The organism is Ruegeria sp. AH7 (genome assembly GCF_056541325.1).
The window spans coordinates 371,547-391,156 of the sequence record NZ_JBQFYF010000001.1; the positions used below are offsets into that span (position 1 = coordinate 371,547).

Consider the following 19,610-nt stretch of genomic DNA (forward strand, 5'->3'; position numbering starts at 1 on the left):
GCGCGCGATGAAAACACGCACAAAGGTCGTTGTGATCGGAGGAGGGATCGCCGGATGTTCCACCTTGTACCATTTGACGCAGGAAGGCTGGAGCGATGTGGTTCTGGTTGAACGGAATGAGCTGACATCGGGCACCACTTGGCATTCTGCCGCGCAAGTGACGAATTTCGGCATGAACCAGACGATGGTTGGGCTGAAATCCCACTCGATCCGTTTGTACAAGGAATTGGCCGACGATCCGGATTATCCGATCAACTACCACCACGCCGATGGGGGCATTAGGCTGGCTAATACCGAAGCGCAGATGCAAGGCTATCGCCATTTCACGTCGATGGCACGAGGTATGGATGTCTATTTCGAGGTGATCGACGCTGAGGAATGCGCCCACAGGCATCCTTTGATTTCGACCGACAATCTGGTCGGAGGGCTGTGGGATCCGCTGGATGGCGATATTGATCCGGCGCAACTGTGTCAGGCTTTGGCACGGCGTGCCCGCAAGACGGGGGCCGAGGTCTATCGCAATACACCGGTGACAGGGCTAATCCAGCACAGCGATGACACCTGGACCGTGCAGACAGAACATGGCGATATCGACTGCGACATCGTCGTGAATGCCTGCGGCTATCGCGTAAACGAAGTCGGCGCGATGATGGGGGTTCAGCACCCGGTCGCATCGATGGAGCATCAGTATTTCCTGACAGAAGAGATCGCAGCCATTCGCGATGCAGGCCACCGGATGCCGCTGCTCAGATGTCCGATCAGCGACTACTATTGCCGTCAGGAAAAGAACGGCTTGCTGGTTGGGTTTTACGAACAAGATTGCAAAACCTGGGGCATGGACGGGATTGATCCAAATTTCGTCAACGCCTTATGCCCAGATGATCTGGACCGCGTAACGGACGTTCTGGAGGGGGCCTTCGCCCGGATGCCCGCCCTGATGGAGGTTGGTATTCATACTGTCGTTAACGGCCCGATCACCTACACGATAGACGGCGCGCCTTTGGTTGGGCCGATACCCGGCAAGCGCAATGCATTTTGTATTATCGGCCTACGCGCTGGCCTGGGCGAAGGGGGCGGGCACGGCTGGCTGTTGGCTCAACAGATCGTGCATGGTGAGGCCTGCTATGACACCTGGTGTCTCGACCCGCGGCGGTTCACCGGTCATGCCAATGCCGAGCTTACGGCGCTTAAAGCAATTGAGGATTATCAAAACGAATTCCGATTTCATTTTCCACACGAACATCGCCCCGCGGGACGTCCGGCCAAAACCACGCCTTTAACCCCGGTTTTGGCGGCGGAAGGGGCGGAATTCACTGTGGTGAATGGGTGGGAACGCGTCGACTATATCAAACCCCATCCTGAGTTCGAACCGACCCTCGGTTTCGACTTTGACGAAAGCTTCGACATCGTCGCATCCGAAGTCCAGAACGTGCAAACCAATGTTGGACTGGCGGAGGTGAATGGGTTCAACCGGATCGAGATCACCGGATCGGACCGCCATGCCTTTCTGGACCGCATGTTCTGCGGCACGGTGACGAAACGCGAAGGCCGGGTGGGGCTGGGATACCTTCTGAACCATCACGGAATGATCAAAGCTGAGGCGACGGTTGCAAACCTGCCCGCCAGTGATCGCGGCCCTGCGCGCGTCTGGTATGGCTCGGCGGCGGCCAGCGAATATCATGACATGGATTGGCTCAACCAGCATCTGCGCGCGGGCGAAGATGTGCAGATCAGAAGCCTGACCAACGACCAGACGATCCTTGTTTTGGCAGGCCCAAATGCCCGCGCGGTCTTGGCCGGATGTGCCCGGGGTGATTGGTCAGCAGACGCGTTTCCATGGCTCAGCGTGCGGGAGTGTTTTGTCGGTATTGCACCCGCGACGGTAATGAACTTGAGTTTTTCGGGCGAGCTTGCCTATGAAATCCATGTACCCAATTCATCGCTCTATGCCGCATACTTAGCTTTGCGCCAGGCTGGGCGCGCGTTTGATATGCGCCTGTTTGGCGCGCGCGCGGTCGAGTCGATGCGAATGGAGAAAGGCTTTCTGCATTGGAAAGCCGATCTGATCACTGAATTCGATCCTTATGAGACCGGTTTGGCCCGGTTTGTAAAACCTCAGAAAGGTGATTTTATCGGGCGAGAGGCCTTGGTAGAGCGGCGCGAAAAAGGGCCGTCCAAATGCCTCGTGACGCTTGCTGTGCAAACCGACCAAGCGCCAGCACATGGCGGGGCCTCCGTGATGCAAATGGGGCGTGTGGTCGGGACGGTGACGTCGGGCGAATGGGGGCATCGGACAGGGCTGAACCTAGCCTATGCCTTTGTCGAGCCCGACTGTGCCGACATCGGCACCAAACACGAAATCGACATGTGTGGAACGCGAGTTGACGCAATGATCATCGCGCCTTCGCCCTATGATTCACAGTTTGAGCGAATGCGGAGCTAGGCACTAAATTGCGCAATTTGGCAATTTAAGCCGCCTTCTTGCCCTCAAATTCAACTTCCGCATTGCCGTCTCTGCGATTCTCTGTTTCGGTTTTTCCGAAACAGAGAGGCGGGAGGAGACACGCGGATGTCGAAATCGCTAAGTTTGCGCTGGCTGGAGGTGTTCCAGTTGATCGCCAAGTCCGGATCCATCCAGCAAACGGCGTCTGAAACGGGGTTGTCGATCAGTACCGTTTCGAACCATCTGCGCAGTCTGGAAACCGCGCTGGGGATCGATCTGGTTGATCACGGGCGCCGCCCGATGGGCCTTACCCCTGCAGGCGAAGTGTTCGCGCGATATGTGCGTGAGGGGCTGACCGTACTGAAACGGGGCGAGGCGGAAATCCGGTCTGGGAACTGGCTGCACGCCACATCTCTGCGATTGGCGTTGGTTGATGATTTTGACAACCAGGTCGCGCCGGAACTGTTCCGCTATCTGGCGCAGACGCTTCCCCGGTGTAACTTTCGGCATTTCACCCGTCCGAGCCATGAAATCATTGTTAAGTTGCAGGAGCATAAGCTGGATGCCGGTGTTGCCACACGCCCACCGGGCCGGACAGACGGGCTGATCGAATACCCGTTGCTACGCGATCCGTTCCTGGTCATCCTGCCAAAGACCTATTCCGGCACGGTAGAAGACGTTCTGAAACCAGATGCTGATTTACCGTTCCTGCGGTATTCCCGCGACTACACGATCGGAAAGCAGATCGAAATTCAGCTGACGCGCAGTAAAATTAATCTGCCCAACCGGTTCGAGCTAGAGTGCAACCAGTCCATCGCCGGTCTGGTTGCCGAAGGCAGTGGATGGGCCGTGACCACCGCCGCCAGCTTTCGGCGTGCGCGCAGGTTTCACGATAACATCAACGTGCAGCCCTTTCCCGGCAGAAACTTTGCGCGCACCGTGTCTTTGTTCACGACCGAAGTCTATCCGTCCTCAACGTCGATGCTGATACACCGCGTGCTGAGCAAACTGATCAAGCAAAACTATTGTGACCCAATCTGCACCAGATATCGCTGGATCGAACAGGACTTTCGCGTTTTGCCGCTCGAATCCGCATAGCAAGAGCAGGCGCAGAACCGAACAATCCCTTTGTCCACGGCTTGGTTCGTGCCAGACTGACACGCATACGCAGCGGGATGGCGCAGATGTCTGAACCGAAGTTGAAAGGCTGGAACCATATCCCAGAGGTTCCGATACAGGTTTCCCCCTTTTTCAGGTGGCCGCTCAGACCGCTTTCTATGCTGCGCTGGGTTTGGGAATCCTGGCTGCTGATCTCTGAAAAGCTCATCATCCTTGCAATCTCCTGCGCCTGCTACCTGTGGCTCAGCCCCAGCTTAGAGGAGGCGGCGCAGCTAGAGTTCGGGTGGATCGCGCGGATCTACATTCGAAATCTGGTTCTCATCTTTTGCATCGCGGGACTGCTGCATTTGTGGTTCTACAAATACTCGGCGCAGGGGGACCAGCTAAAATATGATCCTCGGCCTTTGATGCTGAAGGGCAAGCAATTTACCCTGGGCGGGCAGGTACGCGACAACATGTTCTGGACGTTAGGGTCAGGAGTGTTTTTCTGGTCGGCTTACGAAGTATTGATGTTTTGGTCGCTGGCAAATGGCTACGTCCCTTTGGTGACATGGGGTGCGAATCCGATCTGGTTTGTGGCGATCTTCCTGCTGATACCGCTTTGGGAAAGCTTCTATTTCTATTGGATTCACAGGCTGATCCACATCCCGTTTCTGTACAAACACATTCATGCGGTCCACCACCGGAACATCAATGTGGGGCCGTGGTCCGGGCTGTCGATGCATCCGGCGGAACATGCGATCTACCTTGGTTCGGTCCTGATCCACTTTGTGGTCGGAGCGCACCCGCTGCATATCATCTTTCACCTGCAATATTACACGCTGACGGCGGTGACGACGCATACAGGCTTTCAGGGGTTGGTGATCAAAGACAAGAACCGGTTGGCCTTGGGCACGTTCCACCACCAAATGCACCACCGGTATTTTGAATGTAACTACGGCTCGCTCGAGATACCTTGGGATAAATGGTTCGGATCGTTCCATGACGGCACGGTTGAGGCGAACGAGCGTATGCAGGAACGCCGCAAGTCGATCATGGGTAAATAGTCAGGTGGCCCGGCCCAATGACTCTCGGTTGATCACATTGGTTTCCAACCGCAGCGATTGGCCGGTTGAGCCTGTTTCGATCATATCAATCAGCTCGATTGCCGCTTTGCGGCCCATTTCACGATGGGGGACATGCACGGTGGTCAGCGATGGGCGTATGATCCGCGCCAATTCGATGTCATCAAACCCGGTGATCGAGACTTCGTCCGGTATAGAGATGCCCATCTTTTCTGCCTGACGTACTGCACCGACGGCCAAAACGTCGTTGCCGCAAAGAACGGCGGTCGGGCGCTGAGGCAGGGACATCAGCTGCTCGAAAGCGGCCGCGCCATTTTCGATCTCGTAGGTCGTTTCGATCACGTTCAGCGATGTCTCTGGCAGGCCGTTTGCCCGCATTGCATCCCTTATCCCTTCAATCCGAAACCGCGCGCGGTCATTGCCCTGCGTCAGCGCAGATATCGTCGCAAGGCGCGTATGGCCAAGTTGTATCACCTGTTCTGCCAACGCCTGCATCGCCTCACGGTTGTCGAACCCAACCGATGGGGCGCTCTGGTTCGGGGCAAATGACCAGGCCACAACCACCGGGATTTTCTGCCGATCCAGATAGTCAAAGATACGCGGATCGCGGTCATGACCGATCAACAACAGCCCGTCTGCTCCACGTGCGACCAGGGTGCGGATCTGTTCTTCTTCGGCCTCGGGTTGATATGCTGAGCTGGACACCAGTAGGGTATAGCCTTGGTTATGAATCTCTTCCTGAAAGGCCTGTAACCCTCTGGCAAAAATCGCATTTTCCATAGTTGGGATGATTGCACCAATGGTGAAGGATCGCTTGGCGGCCATGACCCTTGCTGCAAAATTGGGGGTGTAGCCCAGTTCGGAAACCGCAGTCATCACCCGGGCGCGCGTCGCCTCGACCACGCGCTTTGGGTCGTTCAAACACCGGGACACCGTGGCCGTAGACACACCTGCCTTTCTGGCGACGTCATCCAAGGTAGGCGCTGACCGGGTTTTTGACATTTTCAAACTCAAGCTTCGATTTCTTTGAACCTTATCTTCTTCGTGGGCCTTGGGGAAGCGCTAATGTAAGCGCTTGCATTTGTGATGTAAGCGCTTACAAATGAAGATGGGCCGATTCTATAGGGAGTCCCGGAAATGTTTCTTGCAGCCTCGATTGTCGTGTTCGTCATCTATTTTGCGAACGTTGCCTTGGGGGCCTTCGCAAATGCTGCAGTTTTCGGGGATGTCGGAGAAATGTTGGTCCTGTTCGCGGCGTCGATCCTGTTCGTTGTCGCAATTCTGAAAAAAGAGGCTGACCGCGATACCGAAAACGGCGGCTGAATTTTCTGCTTGGGAGGGCACTTAATGCACAACGACAAAAACGATCTGGCGTCCGCGGAGCGCCGCAATTTCCTGAAACTGAGCGCCAGTGGCGCATTCACAGCCGCCCTCGTCGCGGGCGCTGGCGGGGTGCTTTGGTCATCCGAGGCCGCAGCACAAACCGCCAAGGAAGAAAGCGAGCGTGAAAAGGCGGCCGATCATGTGATGACCGTTGCAACCGCTTATGTGCTGGGCGCATCGCGCAGCTATCCGATCATGCAGTTGGACCTGAAGGAAAACATCCAAAATGCAACCAACGGCAAAGTCTATGTCAAATTGGCGCCGGGTGGTCAGCTGGGCGCAGGTGGCTCACTTGTACAGAAAGTGCAGGGTGGAACCATTCAGGCCGCGCAGCATTCGCTGTCGAACTTTGCGCCGTTTGCCTCGACGGTTGACCTGATCAACATGCCGTATCTCTGCGGCTCGAACCAGCGCTTTACCAATCTAGTACACTCTGACACCTGGAAGAATGAGGTTCACCCGAAAGTCGAGGCTGCGGGCTTTAAGGCGCTGTTCTATGTCGTCATCGATCCTCGCGTGGTTGCAGTGCGTCAAGGCGGCGATGCCGTGATCACGCCCGGCGATATGAGTGGGATCAAGTTCCGCGTGCCAGGCTCGAAGATGCTGCAGCAATACTACCGAATGGTCGGTGCCAACCCGACGCCTGTCGCCTGGGGCGAGACCCCCTCGGCCATCAAGCAGGGCGTGGCGGATGCGCTCGACCCATCGGTGGGCGCGCTGTTTGTCTTTGGCTTCAAGGACATACTCAGCCATGTGACCTTTACGCAGGCAGTTCCAGACAGTCAGGTTTATTCCTGTAACCTGGAATGGTTCAACTCGATGCCCGCCGATGTGCAGGAAGGCATCATGTGGGGTTCGGAAATGACCAGCCACCAAAACCTGTCCAAGGTTCCTTCAGCACGCGCCTATGCCATGGCCGAGCTGAACAAGGCGGGCGTCCAGTTTCACTCACTCAGCGACGATCAGCTGGCCGAATGGCAGGACGCAGGCGGCTATCAGAATGCTGACTGGGATCCGTTCAAGACCGAGCTGGCAGGATCGATGGACAACTTCGAGAAACTGGTCGAAGCAGCCGGTACGCAGGGCAAATACTACGTCCACGACGCCTAAGGCGATCTAGGCGGGTGCGCCGTGGCGCACCCGTTTGCTCCACAATAAGTAGCATGTTGAAGCTGTTATCGTGACCGCATTCTGAAGTGCTGCCAAGAATTGGAACCGGACATGACTGTACTTCAGAAAATAGACCGGGACGCCGAGCGCTGGCTACTGCTGGTGTTCTACGTGATGCTGGTAATCACCATGGCAATCGAGGTGCTGCGACGCGAAATTTTCGCCTATTCCTCGATCTGGGGCGAAGAGATCGTCCGGTATTCCTTTATCTACCTCGCATGGATCGGAGCCGCCGCCGCCGTGAAGGAACGCGCGCATATCCGCATCGATGTGATCATGCATTACCTCGGGCCGCGTCCCAAGGCGCTGCTGTATATCTTTGGCGATCTGGTCATGTTCGTTGTCGCGATCATCGCCCTTTATTGGTCTTACGAGGCGGTGCATGTCTCGGCCAAGTTCGGCTCGGTCACTGATGGTCTGCGGATTTCGAAAGTTTGGTTCCTGATGGCGGTGCCCACCGGATTTGCGCTGATGATCTGGCGTCTGATCCAATCCCTGATGCGCGACCTGAAATCCCTTCGTGACGGCACACCCGTCTTCGAAGGCGACAAGCTGTTTGACTGAGGAGATCTGAGATGCTTTGGAATACCCTCAATCAAACGGTCGAATTGGGCTGGGATTTTTATCTGCCCGTGATCCTGTTCGTGGGTCTGATCGCCATGGCAGTGCCCGTCTGGGCGGCGATCGGGTCTGCTGCGATCCTGATGCTTGTCATGTCCGGCGACCTGCCGCTGAGCCTCGTGGGCGAAAGCCTGTTCACCGGCATTGATGCCTTTGCCCTGACTGCTGTGCCCTTGTTCATTCTAACCGGGGATGTGCTCGTGCGCACCGGGTTATCGCGCAAGTTTCTGGACGTGGCCGAGGCGCTGACCTGTTTCGCCAAGGGCGGCTTCGGCTCGGCCACCGTGCTGGTCTGCGGCATGTTCGCGGCGATCTCGGGCTCGGACGCGGCAGGTGCTGCTGCCGTGGGCCGGATGACGATCAACCGTCTGGTCGAAAGCGGCTACCCGCGCCCCTATGCCTGTGCACTGGTTGCGGCGGGGGCCTGCACCGGCATCCTGATCCCGCCGTCGATTGCCTACATCATCATCGGGCTCGTGCTGGGTATATCTGCCTCGACCCTATTCCTTGCGGCGCTGATCCCCGGTCTGGCCATTCTGGTCTCGATCCTGATCACCAATATCATCATGAACCGCCTTTATGCCTATGAAGGCGGCGGCATGATGACGATGGGTGAATGGCTGGCCAATCTGGGCAAGGCGCTGAAATCCGGCTGGTACGCCTTCATCGTGCCGGGCATCATCTTCTACGGCATCTTCTCGGGCCGTCTGACCCCGACCGAGGCCGGTGCCACGGCAGTTGTTGTCACCATTATCATGGGCTTCATACTGCGCACGCTGACGCTGGCCGATTTCCCGTCAATGCTGGTCAGCTCGGCCAAGGTCAACGGGGTGATCCTGCCGATCATCGCCTTTTCGGCCCCACTGGCCGAGGCGCTGGCGATCATGGGTGTGCCGCAGGGCTTTGTGACCTCGGTTACCAATCTGACCGATGACCCGTACTTGCTGATCTTGCTGATGATCGGAATTCTGATCGCGGCAGGCTGTGTGATGGAAACAACGCCGAACATCGTGATCCTTGCGCCGATCCTGAAACCTCTGGCCGACAATATCGGCATGAACGAGATTCAGTTCTGCATCATGATGATCACCGCCCTGGGCGTGGGCTTCATCACCCCGCCGCTGGGCCTGAACCTGTTTGTTGTTTCCGGGATAACCGGAGAATCAATCCTAAAAATCGCAGCCCGTGCCGTTCCCTTTGTCTTGACCATGCTGATTGTGGTTCTGTTGATCGCGTATGTACCCGCAGTTTCAACCACATTGCTCCCTGAAATCTACCAATAGGATTTGCTGAATATGCCGCGTGACTATCTGAAAAAGGCAACCCTGACGGCGCAATCTCATGCGTCCGAGGTGCACGATACGGTCAAAACCATCCTGTCCGATATCGAGGCCGGGGGTGACGCCAAAGCGCTGGAATATGCCGCCAAATTCGACAAGTTCGAAGGCAATGTCCTGATGACTCAGGACGAGATCGACGCGGCCATCGCCTTGGTGCCCGAGAAACTGAAGGCCGATATCCGATTTGCCCATGACAACGTGCGCCGCTTTGCTGAAACGCAAAAAGCCACCGTGTCGGATGTGCAGACCGAGATCGTGCCGGGCGTTGTCGCGGGGCAAAAAGCCATCCCTGTAGATGCGGCAGGGTGCTATGTGCCTGGTGGACGCTACAGCCATATCGCCAGTGCGATTATGACGGTAACCACAGCCAAAGTAGCAGGGTGTCGCCATATCACCGCGTGCTCTCCGCCCCGTCCGGGCGAAGGCGTCGCACCTGCGATCGTCTACGCCGCGCATATCTGCGGAGCCGACAGCATCTTGGCGATGGGTGGTGTACAAGGCGTGGCTGCCATGACCTATGGCCTGTTCGGATTGCCACGCGCGAATATTCTTGTCGGGCCTGGCAACCAGTTCGTGGCCGAGGCAAAGCGTATTCTCTACGGCAAGGTCGGTATCGACATGATCGCGGGCCCGACGGACAGCTTGATCCTGGCCGATGGCAGCGCAGATGCACATGTGGTCGCGACCGATTTGGTCAGTCAGGCCGAGCACGGGTATAACTCGCCCGTTTGGTTGGTGACTGATGATCGGGAACTGGCGCAGAAGGTGATGGAGCTTGTGCCCGCGCTGATCGAAGACCTGCCGGAACTGAACCGCGAAAACGCATCTGCTGCTTGGCGCGACTATGCCGAGGTGATCGTTTGTGCGGATCGTGAAGAAATGGCGGCCTGTTCCGACGACTATGCGCCTGAACACCTGACCGTTCAGGCTGAGGATCTGGATTGGTGGCTGAACCGGCTGACTTGTTATGGCTCGCTGTTTCTTGGCGAGGAAACCACGGTGTCCTACGGTGATAAAGCCACCGGGACCAATCATGTTCTGCCCACTTCAGGCGCGGCCAGCTATACCGGTGGCCTGAGTGTTCATAAATATATGAAAATCGTGACATGGCAGCGGGCAACGCGTGAAGGGTCCAAGCCTATCGCAGTCGCTACCGCCCGCATTTCGCGTCTGGAAGGGATGGAGGGTCATGCCCGTGCCGCTGATGTGCGTCTGGCCAAGTATTTCCCGGATGAGCAATTCGACCTGACCGCAGATGGATGACCCACGCGCGCTCTTTGATCTGACAGGGCGCGTGGCCTGTGTCACCGGTGCAAGCTCGGGGCTGGGGCGTCGCGTTGCTTTGGTGCTGGCACAAGCTGGTGCTAAAGTCGTCGGCATTGCACGGCGAGCCGATGCGCTGTTTCAACTATGCGATGAGATAGGGGCAAATGCCGCCGCCGTGACTGCCGATGTTGCGGAACGTGAGAATGTTGGGGCTCTGGTGGACGAGATCTCGTTGCAGTTCGGCCCGCCCGACATTGTCGTCCACGCCGCCGGGGTGAACACGCGCGAGGCGGCGGATGATGTGACCGGGCAGGGATGGGATGCGACTCTGGCCCTGAACCTGAGCGCGCCATTTTTCCTGAGCCAGGCGATGGTGCCCGCGATGAAGGAAAAAGGCTGGGGCCGGATTGTGAATTTTGCCTCGCTGCAAACCACACGCGCCTTTCCCGCCGGCATCGCCTATGGCGCGACCAAGGCCGGGATCGGGCAATTGACCCGCGCGATGGCCGAGGCATGGTCGCCCTACGGCATCACCGCCAATGCCATTGGGCCGGGGTTCTTCCCGACTGAGCTGACGCAGGCTGTGTTTGATAACCCGGATCGTGCCGCGCGAAACGCCGCTCAAACCTGCACTGGGCGCAACGGCCGTATGGAAGATATCGACGGGCCGATCCTGTTTCTGTGCTCGAAAGCCTCGGATTATGTCACTGGGCAGGTCCTCATGGTTGATGGGGGGTTCACTGCGAAATGAAAGCGCTTGTGTATGAGGGGGTCGAAGAGGTTGCGTATCGGGATATGCCCGACGCTGTACCCGGCATGGACGAGCATCTTATCCGTGTCCAGGCGGTTGGCATCTGCGGCTCGGATATGCATGCCTATCTCGGGCATGATGCCCGGCGTCCGGCACCGCTGATCCTCGGCCACGAGGCCGCGGGTGTAATCGTCGGCGGCCCGCGTGATGGTACGCGCGTGACGATCAACCCGCTGGTGTCCTGCGGGCTGTGTCCGGCTTGCACCTCGAGCCGGGAAAACCTTTGCCCGCAGCGCCAGATTATCTCGATGCCTCCACGCGAAGGGGCCTTTGCGCAATATGTGTCGATGCCCAACCGCAATCTGGTTGAAGTGCCAGATGGTGTGCCATTGGACAAAGCCGCCTTGGCCGAACCCTTGGCCGTCAGCTGGCACACTGTTCGACTGGCCGTTGAAGCGTTGCATCCGGCCAGCGAAAAACGCGCATTGGTTTTGGGCGGCGGCGCCATTGGTCTGGCTGCAGCATTGGCTTTGAGAGCGATGAGCATTGAACATGTGACGCTGGTTGAGCCGAACGCTGGACGACGCACATTCTTGCAAGGGCTAGGATTTCGCGTCCTAGATGAAGCCGCAGGAACCTATCCGATTGTGATCGATGCGGTCGGTTATGCAGCGACGCGCGCGACGGCGTCGGCCTGTGCAGAACCTGGTGGGGTAATTGCGCATGTCGGCTTGGGTGAGGATACAGGCGGGCTGGATATCCGTCGCATGACCTTGCAGGAAATCACCTTTATCGGCACGTATACCTACACCGCCGAAGATTTCCGCCAAACGGCCCAGGCCATATTCGATGGGCGTTTGGGTGACTTAGACTGGACCGAAGCGCGCCCTCTGTCCGAAGGGGCGCAGGCGTTTCGCGACCTGCGCTCTGGCGTGGTTACCGCGCCAAAGATTATCCTGGACCCGTGGGAATAGACCGGGCTGAAAAGGAGATTGATATGTATAAGAAAGTTCTTGTTCCTATGGCGCTGGATCACGGCATCTCGCAGCACACGCTTGAGGTTGCCCGCGCCCTGTCTGAAGACGGGGCCGAGATCATTGCCTTGCATGTCTACGAGATGCCTCAGGGCTCGGTCAGCGCCTATCTGGACAAAACACTGGTCGCTGAAGGGTTCGAGCGTGCCCGCCGCCAGTTGCTGGACAAGGTCGAAGGGCTGGATGGTGTGACTGCCGAGATTGTCAAAGGACACACGGCACGCACCATCATCGACTATGCCGACAGCAACGGTATCGATTGCATCGTGATCGGCTCGCACAAGCCGGACCTGAGCGACTATTTTTTGGGATCGACCGCCTCGCGCGTCGTTCGCCACGCACACTGTGCGGTGCATGTGCATCGCAGAACCTGAATATCGTCAATCGCGCATACCGCGCCCTAAACAGGACCAAAAGCTGGACCATGAACATAGACAAGAAGATCACTGACGATCTGGTGGCGAACGACATCTCGTTCGTGACCACCGTCCCCTGCAAGCAATTGGCTGGAGTGATAGAAGAAATCGACCAGCGCGATGAGATTTTTCACATCCCGTCGAACAAGGAAGACGAAGGCATGGGCCTGTGCGCAGGTGCCTGGATGGGTGGCAAACGCCCTGCCATCATCATGCAGAACACGGCCATTGGTGTGACGATCAACACACTGGCCACGCTGATCCAATATTACCGGATGCCGCTGCCCATGCTGATCTCGTATCGTGGGGAATTGCGTGAACCGGTGGCCTGTCAGGTCGAAATGGCTGTGCATACCAAGGCGTTGTTGGCACAGATGAACATCCCGACCTACCACTTCCACAATCAATCTGATGTCGAAGAGCTCGACATGATCCTGAAATACACATTCATGTGCAACAAACCGGTTGCCATTCTGACCGATGCGAACTTTTGGGGAGGCTATGGCGACCAATGATCCGTTCTGAGATTCTGAAAGAAATCGCCCCGATCCTGCGAGACCAACTTGTGGTCTGCAACATTGGTATTCCCAGCCAGGAACTGCACGCCATAGATGATCAGCCTACGAATTTCTACATGCTGGGCACCATGGGTTTGGCTTCATCCATTGGTCTGGGTCTGGCTTTAGCGCAGCCTAAACCGGTGATCGTGATTGATGGGGATGGCTCGATCCTGACCAATCTGGGTACGTTGCCGACGATCGCCAACAACGTGGCGGATAACTATATCCTGCTGATCGTCGACAACGGCTCATACGGCTCAACCGGGGATCAGCCAACCTATGCGGGTCAGAAAACCTCTCTGACGAAAATGGCGCAGGCTGCCGGGTGTGAACGCGTTATCGAATGTGCCGCCGAGGATACGGGGCGCGTGCTGCAAGAGGCGCTGGATAGCAAACAGATGACCATTATCGTCAGCAAATGTGAAAGCGGCAACGCCAAGATGCCGGTTATCACGATGGACCCGGTGGTGATCCGTGACCGCTTTATGAAAGCTGTCGAGGCCTGATGGTCGCAAGCGACATTCATTCAGCCGAAGACGCCCGCCGCCTTGCGCGGCGGCGTTTGCCTTGGATGGTGTTCGACTATATCGATGGTGCTGCGGGGGCTGAGGTCGGGGCCGCGCGCAATCGGTCCGCCCTGGATGCAATGACCCTGCGCCCACGTATCCTGCGGGATGTGAGTGAGCGGTCATTGGCAAGCTCGGTCTTCGGCAAACTCGCACAACGTCCCTTTGGCATTGCGCCCATGGGGATGTGCAACCTGTCGGGCCCGGGGGCTGATCTGATGCTGGCCCGTTTGTCTGCCCGCTTTTCGGTGCCGTTGGGCGTATCGACTGTGGCCTCCACCCCGATGGAAAAGATGCTGGAGGTGTCCGAGGGCAATGCCTGGTTTCAGCTATATTTCAGCGGGGATGGATCAGGAACCTCTAAGCTTGTGGATCGGGCGAAGGCTGCGGGATACGACACACTTGTTCTGACTGTCGATGTCCCCGAGGTTGGGCGCAGGCCCCGAGAGTTGCGGCACGGGTTCCGTATGCCGTTCCGGTTGGGTCCCCGTCAGTTTCTGGACTTCGCGCTGCATCCGCGCTGGTCCTTGTCGACCCTGGTGCACGGTAAGCCGCAAATGGCCAATTTCCTGATGGACGGGTACGAGTTTGACCGAACCGAAAGCCGCGCCAAAGCAGATTGGGACACGCTGGCAAGCCTTCGGGATCGGTGGTCGGGGCATCTGGTGGTCAAAGGTGTATTGGATGTCGAAGACGCGGTTGCTCTCAAGGCTGCCGGGGTGGATGCCATTCAGGTCTCCAGCCACGGCGCCCGGCAACTTGAAAGCGCACCGGCCCCATTTTCCATCCTGCCCGAAATCCGCACCGCAGTCGGAGAAACATTTCCGCTGTTCTATGATAGCGGCCTACGTTCCGGCGAGGATGCGTTGAAAGCCCTTCTCACAGGCGCGAACTTCACTTTCTTCGGCCGGATCCTGCAATTCGCCATTGCAGCGGGGGGCGAAGAGGGGCTGCACCAGCTGTGGCAGGTCCTCAGCGATGAGATGAGCATTGCCATGGCCCAGATCGGTGCCACTCAGATCGCGCAAGCGGCAGATCAGAACGCCCGTCAGCCTTAGATCAAAGTGCGGTCGTTCTTAAGGTGTCGCTGCACCATATTGCGAACTTTACGACCTTTGGATGGAATGTGTCGCGCGGATCGTGCAACATACCCGGGCAGCCTAAGGTCGGGGAAAAGCTCAAGAATCTCGTCGCGTGCAGCTTGGGGTAAGCTGTCCATGGCCTGCGGGCCCGTAAACAGGCTTTCTGACGGAGCTCCTTCAGCAAACACAACCTCATGGCGGTCAAATAGCATGTGGTAGTAAGTGACCGACTGGGCGTTGTCTTCACGGTTGATACCCGGCAGGTCGGTCAGCATATGAGCGGGCACCAGAACTTCTGCGGCGTCGAACATCCGGGTGGCAATGGGCGAACGCACCAGCATTCTGTGTTGAGGCGACACCAAGAGGTCTCGGCATGGCAACCCTCGGCCCAAAGCACCAGCCTCAATGCGTATCGGTTTGAGCTTGGGTTTAGCCGCCAGCGCTGCCCGATCCAGTTGAGTTGACCCAATCCAGCGAATGATCTGATCCCCGTGATCAGCTGTGCAAACCAAATCACCAGCACTTAGGGAGTCGATCGGTTTCAGCCCCGACGGCGTTGCAATCAGAGTGCCAGCGGCAAAACAGGGCACATCGATAATTGAGGTTGGATCGGTCGTATCAGGCGCGTTTGTTGGCGTGACATTGACGACCTGAATGTTGTAGGTCACGCCCGGGTCCAGTGGCTCAGACGTGATGTATCCGACCAGGGTGCCCTCGACTTCAACGGCATAGACCGTGATGTTGCCGCCACCGGGCACCGTCAGGATATAGGATTCCTCGAGATAGATGTCGCCGCTGGCAAAGGTTGTCGACCCGTCCAGATTGGTAACAACGCCTGTTTGCGTCGCGTCATCCCCGTTTTCGTCGCTGAACCGATCGCCGTTAAACACGGTTCCCGTGTCGGGCAGCGGGTTGCCCCCGTTCAAAATGGTGCCACCTGCCGCGTCCTCGACATCAAAGATCCTGCGATCAGTCGCTGGGTCATAGCTTGTGGATAAGGTGATGGTATCCTGGCCGAAAAAATTTACTGAAATGACATCCGGCGCGTAGCCGATATATGAATAGTTTGCCATGACTAAACCTGAAACTCTTCCACTGGGTAAAACTTTGTCATTGTTTGGCTCTCTAAGATGTTGCGGGATGACATCCAAAAGCAACCAAGCAGCGCCACGCTTATAGCTTGTTTAAGGCGAATTATAGGCGGCATTCCTGAAAAATTGGGTGGGCCAGTCAGAAATCCCATAACAATTTGTAAACAAATTGAGATCGACGACTGCGATCTTGGACCCTCGGGTGGGATGGACGGGGTAGAAATCACTCACGCGCCACACGCTGGCGTAAAAACCTCACACTGAGGGTTCGGATTGGAATATGTGTTTCACATCACCGGTGTTTCGGAACACGATTACAAAACCGCAATAACAGGACGGGACCTTGGCCGAGACTTCTGCACGTGAGGCAATATTTCTGAACGGCAGTCTGATGCGCCACGTGACGCGCATGTCGCTGACCACCAGTATCGGATTGATGGCCATTTTCGCCGTTGATTTCGTCGACATGATCTTCATTTCAATGCTGGGAAATGACGCCTTGGCTGCGGCGGTGGGATATGCGGGTACGCTGCTGTTTTTCACCAACGCGATCAATATCGGGCTGTCTATTTCAGCAGGCGCGCTTGTCGCGCGTGAGCTTGGTGCTGGTCAGCCTGAACAAGCCCGCAACTATGCCTCCAGTGTGGCTGTGATTGGTCTGATCCTGGGGTTGGCAGTCTCTGCTCTGGTGCTGTTAAACATCAGCTTTCTGCTATCTTTGCTTGGAGCCGAGGGCGAGGTTCTGAGGCTGGCAACCCGCTATGTCTCGATCATTCTGCCCACGATGTGGGTGATGTCGATTGCGATGGCATCCATGGCGGTTCTGCGAGCGCACGGGGATGCGCGCCGGTCGATGATGGCGACGATCTATGGTGGTGTCGTGAACGCGGTTCTTGACCCGATCCTGATTTTCGGGGTCGGGCTTGGGCTGGATGGTGCGGCGATTGCATCCGTGATCGCGCGCGTTTGTATGCTGGCCGCCGCCCTTTGGCCCGCCTTGCGGGTGCATCAGGCCTTTGCGCGACCCTCTGTGAGACAAGTGGTACAGGATATCCGGCCTGTTCGGGCCATTGCGATTCCGGCGGTGCTGACCAATGTGGCCACACCAATCGGCAATGCCATTGTCGTGCGCGAGATTGCACAATACGGAACAGACGCCGTCGCCGGTATGGCAGTGATCGGGCGGTTGCTACCCGTGGCGTTTTCGGTGATTTTTGCGCTGTCGGGCGCCATTGGTCCCATTATCGGACAGAACTACGGGGCCGAGAAATTCGACCGTGTTCGTGCAGCTTATCTGGCGGGTATCAAATTTACTGCGATCTATGTTCTGGGTATGGCTGCGATCCTGTTTCTGCTGCGCGCACCGATTGCGGATTTGTTTGCAGCCCAGGGTGAAACCCGCACGCTGATTTACCTGTTCTGCGGCCCGCTGGCCCTCGCATCGTTCTTCAACGGGGTCATCTTTGTCGCAAACGCCAGTTTCAACAATCTGGGCCATCCGGTTTATTCAACCTGGATCAACTGGGGTCGTCACACGTTGGGCACCTGGATATTTGCGACGATCGGGTCAAGCCTTGCCGGGGCATCTGGTGTTCTGCTGGGCCAAGCATTCGGTGGTGTCATTTTCGCCGTGATCAGCTGGGGTCTGGTCATGCGCGTGGTGTCCGGTCTGCAACGGACGCAAAGGGCCGAGCCCTTCGCGGATCAAAACCGCATCCATTCGCTGTTTGGCCGTCGGGGTTGGTAGCTGCCTCAGTTCCCCTGATTGCGTGCCTGCAGACGCTCAAGGTTCACAACGGTCGACAGCATCAGCCGATCATGGCTCCAGTCGTGCCTTTGCTGAACGGACGCCGACCCAACGGCTAGAAGACTGGCAAAGATCAGCGTCATACCCAGGAAGAAAACGGGCAGGGGGGCCACGGCCTGCGGCGCTTCGGTCAGGGCCAGAACCCTCTGACGCAACACATGTTTGGCTTTGCCGCCGCTGACCAGGGCAACGTTCAGGACACGTGGGTGGCCGACTGACACGGTGCGGGCACAATAGTCCAGCAAACAGGTGGTGTATTCGCGCGAGTCGATCCGTTTGCGTGCGACCACGGACTGATCACAGGCCAGCTCGCGCAGGCGATCAAACTGGTATTTCAGGACCAGATAGGCCGGGTTCCAGAACAGAAGTGGACGCAGCAGTTCGAACCCAAGCTCCCACTCTACATCTCCCGCGCGGATGTGCTGAAATTCGTGTGCCAACGCAAAGCGTAACTCGCGGGGGGTATCCAGTAGATGGCTGGGAAGCACCACGTGACGACGGCGCAGGCCGCGCACGGCGAACGGAACGGTGATACGATCAGATAGGCGGATATCAACCTTGTTTGACTGCCGCCAGAGAAAGCTGGTCTCGACCGTGGCGCGAATGGCAAGCGCGTCACGTGTGACACGCAGCGCCAGCACAACTGCTACACAGGCCAATACGGACAACACAAAGGTGATGGCGGTCGATTGACCGGACAGGACCTGATCCAACCAACGCTCGCGGGTGTTCAGCAACGCTTCGAATTGGGTAGCGGGCATTGCAATCTCGCCGCGCAGATAGGCGGCTACCGCAATATCGCCGAGTGCTACAGCCCGATCCGGCCAGATGAGGCTGGCCATGGCGGACACGCCAAACGCCAGCAGCGGGCTGGCCAGAACGCAGAGACACAACACCTTGAACGCGCGCAGCTGAGCGATATAGCCGCCGCGCAGTGATGTGCGGGCCAAAGCAGCGCGTGCGATCACCCAGATCACAGCGGACAGGCCCAAAACGATATTCATTTCTAGATAAGCGTCGAGTACCGGTTTAACCGCGGTCATGTTGCAGTCTCCTCTCTACCAGTGCTCGAATCTCCTCCAGATCGGTTTCGCTCAGACCTTCATCATCCACCAGTCGCGCGACCAGTGAGGCGGGCGTGTTGTCAAACAACGTCCGCGACAGGTTTTGAAGTGAGCGTGCCTGATACCTGTCCTTGTCCAGAAGCGGCCGGTAGATCAGGGTCTTGCCGTCCTTGCGGCTTTCGACAAATCCCTTTTCGTCGAGTATGCGCAGGATCGTGGCGCCTGATGTATAGGCCAGATTCCGTTCCGGGGGCAGGCGACCTAAAACATCACGCACCGAACCTTGCCCAAGCGCCCAGAGCTCGTTCATGAACTCCAGTTCAACTTCGGTCAGCAGGTTTGTCGTCTTTTTCTTACGCATTGATCTCGGTGTCGTCATGTTTGGTCTGCCTGTCAGACAAGCATCCTTTCGCTGTTTCGCAAAGCTTAAACTTTCCAGAAGACGAAGATGCCCCAGCCAATGGAGAGGAAAAGCGGGGTCCAGACGGGCTGACCGACCAGCCCGAGCCAGGCGAGGAAGATATAGGCCGAACCCAATAGCGTGATAAACAGCCTATCGCCCAGCGTGGTTGTCAGGCCCAACACGCCACGCCGTTCGATCCCATCGCGGTACTTGAAACCTTCAAGCAGGCCGATCAGCGCGATGGCCGAGAAAATGCCGACGAACAGGGCCAGTGTTGCCGGTGTCCAGGCCATCCAGAAATCGGGCCAAAGGGGATCGGTCCACGAAAAGCCTTTTTCCTCTTGTTGGCCAACGCTGCCCCAGCCAGCTTGCTGGGCGACGGCGATAGTTGGGAGGAAGGGGAGGGCAAGAAGAAGTTTGCGCATATCGA

At 57.3% G+C, this 19,610-nt stretch carries 20 protein-coding genes; 15 read left to right on the forward strand and 5 right to left on the reverse strand.

Annotation, left to right across the window (positions count from 1 at the left end; genetic code table 11):
• Positions 1 to 7: 7 nt before the first annotated feature.
• The 3 genes from ACR0JX_RS01880 (at position 8) to ACR0JX_RS01890 (ending at position 4,608) form a co-directional block, all read left to right on the forward strand.
• The gene (locus tag ACR0JX_RS01880) at positions 8 to 2,443 is read left to right on the forward strand and encodes a GcvT family protein (RefSeq protein WP_480540911.1); all 2,436 of its coding nucleotides are present in this window, start codon (positions 8 to 10) and stop codon (positions 2,441 to 2,443) included.
• A 126-nt stretch (positions 2,444 to 2,569) separates the two neighbouring features.
• The gene (locus ACR0JX_RS01885; RefSeq protein WP_170532415.1) at positions 2,570 to 3,541 is read left to right on the forward strand and encodes a LysR family transcriptional regulator; all 972 of its coding nucleotides are present in this window, start codon (positions 2,570 to 2,572) and stop codon (positions 3,539 to 3,541) included.
• A 179-nt stretch (positions 3,542 to 3,720) separates the two neighbouring features.
• Positions 3,721 to 4,608: a sterol desaturase family protein gene (locus tag ACR0JX_RS01890; RefSeq protein ID WP_480540913.1), complete on the forward strand. Its 888-nt coding sequence runs from the start codon at positions 3,721 to 3,723 to the stop codon at positions 4,606 to 4,608.
• On the opposite strand, the gene ACR0JX_RS01895 is transcribed toward ACR0JX_RS01890, so the two are convergent.
• Positions 4,609 to 5,628, reverse strand: a complete 1,020-nt coding sequence (locus tag ACR0JX_RS01895; protein WP_480540915.1) for a LacI family DNA-binding transcriptional regulator — start codon at positions 5,626 to 5,628, stop codon at positions 4,609 to 4,611.
• A 135-nt stretch (positions 5,629 to 5,763) separates the two neighbouring features.
• On the opposite strand from ACR0JX_RS01895, the gene ACR0JX_RS01900 reads away from it, so the two are divergent.
• From ACR0JX_RS01900 to ACR0JX_RS01950, 11 genes are all read left to right on the forward strand, one after another.
• A complete protein-coding gene (locus tag ACR0JX_RS01900; RefSeq protein ID WP_170532418.1) occupies positions 5,764 to 5,949 on the forward strand; it encodes a hypothetical protein in 186 nt (61 codons plus the stop codon).
• 24 nt (positions 5,950 to 5,973) lie between these two features.
• Positions 5,974 to 7,119 carry a TRAP transporter substrate-binding protein gene (locus ACR0JX_RS01905; RefSeq protein WP_480540916.1) on the forward strand — a complete coding sequence of 382 codons (1,146 nt, stop codon included), beginning with the start codon at positions 5,974 to 5,976 and terminating at the stop codon, positions 7,117 to 7,119.
• A 111-nt stretch (positions 7,120 to 7,230) separates the two neighbouring features.
• The gene (locus ACR0JX_RS01910) at positions 7,231 to 7,743 is read left to right on the forward strand and encodes a TRAP transporter small permease (RefSeq protein WP_170532422.1); all 513 of its coding nucleotides are present in this window, start codon (positions 7,231 to 7,233) and stop codon (positions 7,741 to 7,743) included.
• An 11-nt stretch (positions 7,744 to 7,754) separates the two neighbouring features.
• A complete protein-coding gene (locus ACR0JX_RS01915; RefSeq protein WP_170532424.1) occupies positions 7,755 to 9,083 on the forward strand; it encodes a TRAP transporter large permease in 1,329 nt (442 codons plus the stop codon).
• 12 nt (positions 9,084 to 9,095) lie between these two features.
• Positions 9,096 to 10,403 (forward strand): histidinol dehydrogenase, encoded by a 1,308-nt coding sequence (hisD, locus tag ACR0JX_RS01920; protein WP_480540919.1) that lies wholly within the window; start codon positions 9,096 to 9,098, stop codon positions 10,401 to 10,403.
• On the forward strand, positions 10,396 to 11,157 hold the full coding sequence (locus tag ACR0JX_RS01925; RefSeq protein ID WP_480540921.1) for an SDR family NAD(P)-dependent oxidoreductase: 762 nt from the start codon (positions 10,396 to 10,398) through the stop codon (positions 11,155 to 11,157). Before hisD ends, ACR0JX_RS01925 begins: the two co-directional genes overlap by 8 nt.
• Positions 11,154 to 12,131 (forward strand): alcohol dehydrogenase catalytic domain-containing protein, encoded by a 978-nt coding sequence (locus tag ACR0JX_RS01930; RefSeq protein WP_480540923.1) that lies wholly within the window; start codon positions 11,154 to 11,156, stop codon positions 12,129 to 12,131. The genes ACR0JX_RS01925 and ACR0JX_RS01930 overlap by 4 nt, the downstream gene beginning before the upstream one ends.
• Positions 12,132 to 12,154: 23 nt before the next feature.
• Positions 12,155 to 12,565 (forward strand): universal stress protein, encoded by a 411-nt coding sequence (locus ACR0JX_RS01935; protein WP_480540925.1) that lies wholly within the window; start codon positions 12,155 to 12,157, stop codon positions 12,563 to 12,565.
• Between the two features lie 50 nt (positions 12,566 to 12,615).
• Positions 12,616 to 13,122 carry a sulfopyruvate decarboxylase subunit alpha gene (gene comD / locus ACR0JX_RS01940; protein ID WP_170532433.1) on the forward strand — a complete coding sequence of 169 codons (507 nt, stop codon included), beginning with the start codon at positions 12,616 to 12,618 and terminating at the stop codon, positions 13,120 to 13,122.
• Positions 13,119 to 13,673 (forward strand): sulfopyruvate decarboxylase subunit beta, encoded by a 555-nt coding sequence (gene comE, locus ACR0JX_RS01945; protein WP_480540927.1) that lies wholly within the window; start codon positions 13,119 to 13,121, stop codon positions 13,671 to 13,673. Before comD ends, comE begins: the two co-directional genes overlap by 4 nt.
• Positions 13,673 to 14,791: an alpha-hydroxy acid oxidase gene (locus ACR0JX_RS01950; RefSeq protein ID WP_480540929.1), complete on the forward strand. Its 1,119-nt coding sequence runs from the start codon at positions 13,673 to 13,675 to the stop codon at positions 14,789 to 14,791. Before comE ends, ACR0JX_RS01950 begins: the two co-directional genes overlap by 1 nt.
• Here ACR0JX_RS01950 and ACR0JX_RS01955 read toward each other — a convergent pair.
• Entirely contained in the window at positions 14,788 to 15,888 is a 1,101-nt protein-coding gene (locus ACR0JX_RS01955) for a Hint domain-containing protein (RefSeq protein WP_480540931.1), read from the reverse strand. The two genes, ACR0JX_RS01950 and ACR0JX_RS01955, sit on opposite strands and share 4 nt — an antisense overlap.
• 361 nt (positions 15,889 to 16,249) lie before the next feature.
• Here ACR0JX_RS01955 and ACR0JX_RS01960 point away from each other — a divergent pair, with 361 nt between their 5' ends.
• A complete protein-coding gene (locus ACR0JX_RS01960) occupies positions 16,250 to 17,653 on the forward strand; it encodes an MATE family efflux transporter (RefSeq protein WP_480540933.1) in 1,404 nt (467 codons plus the stop codon).
• Between the two features lie 5 nt (positions 17,654 to 17,658).
• On the opposite strand, the gene ACR0JX_RS01965 is transcribed toward ACR0JX_RS01960, so the two are convergent.
• The 3 genes from ACR0JX_RS01965 to ACR0JX_RS01975 all read right to left on the reverse strand — a co-directional run bounded on the left by ACR0JX_RS01965 (position 17,659) and on the right by ACR0JX_RS01975 (position 19,605).
• On the reverse strand, positions 17,659 to 18,756 hold the full coding sequence (locus ACR0JX_RS01965; RefSeq protein ID WP_480540935.1) for a M56 family metallopeptidase: 1,098 nt from the start codon (positions 18,754 to 18,756) through the stop codon (positions 17,659 to 17,661).
• Complete coding sequence (locus tag ACR0JX_RS01970; RefSeq protein WP_170533094.1) at positions 18,743 to 19,138, reverse strand: BlaI/MecI/CopY family transcriptional regulator; 396 nt, start codon at positions 19,136 to 19,138, stop codon at positions 18,743 to 18,745. The genes ACR0JX_RS01965 and ACR0JX_RS01970 overlap by 14 nt, the downstream gene beginning before the upstream one ends.
• A 65-nt stretch (positions 19,139 to 19,203) precedes the next feature.
• Positions 19,204 to 19,605 (reverse strand): DUF2160 domain-containing protein, encoded by a 402-nt coding sequence (locus ACR0JX_RS01975; RefSeq protein ID WP_353008023.1) that lies wholly within the window; start codon positions 19,603 to 19,605, stop codon positions 19,204 to 19,206.
• Positions 19,606 to 19,610: the final 5 nt, after the last annotated feature.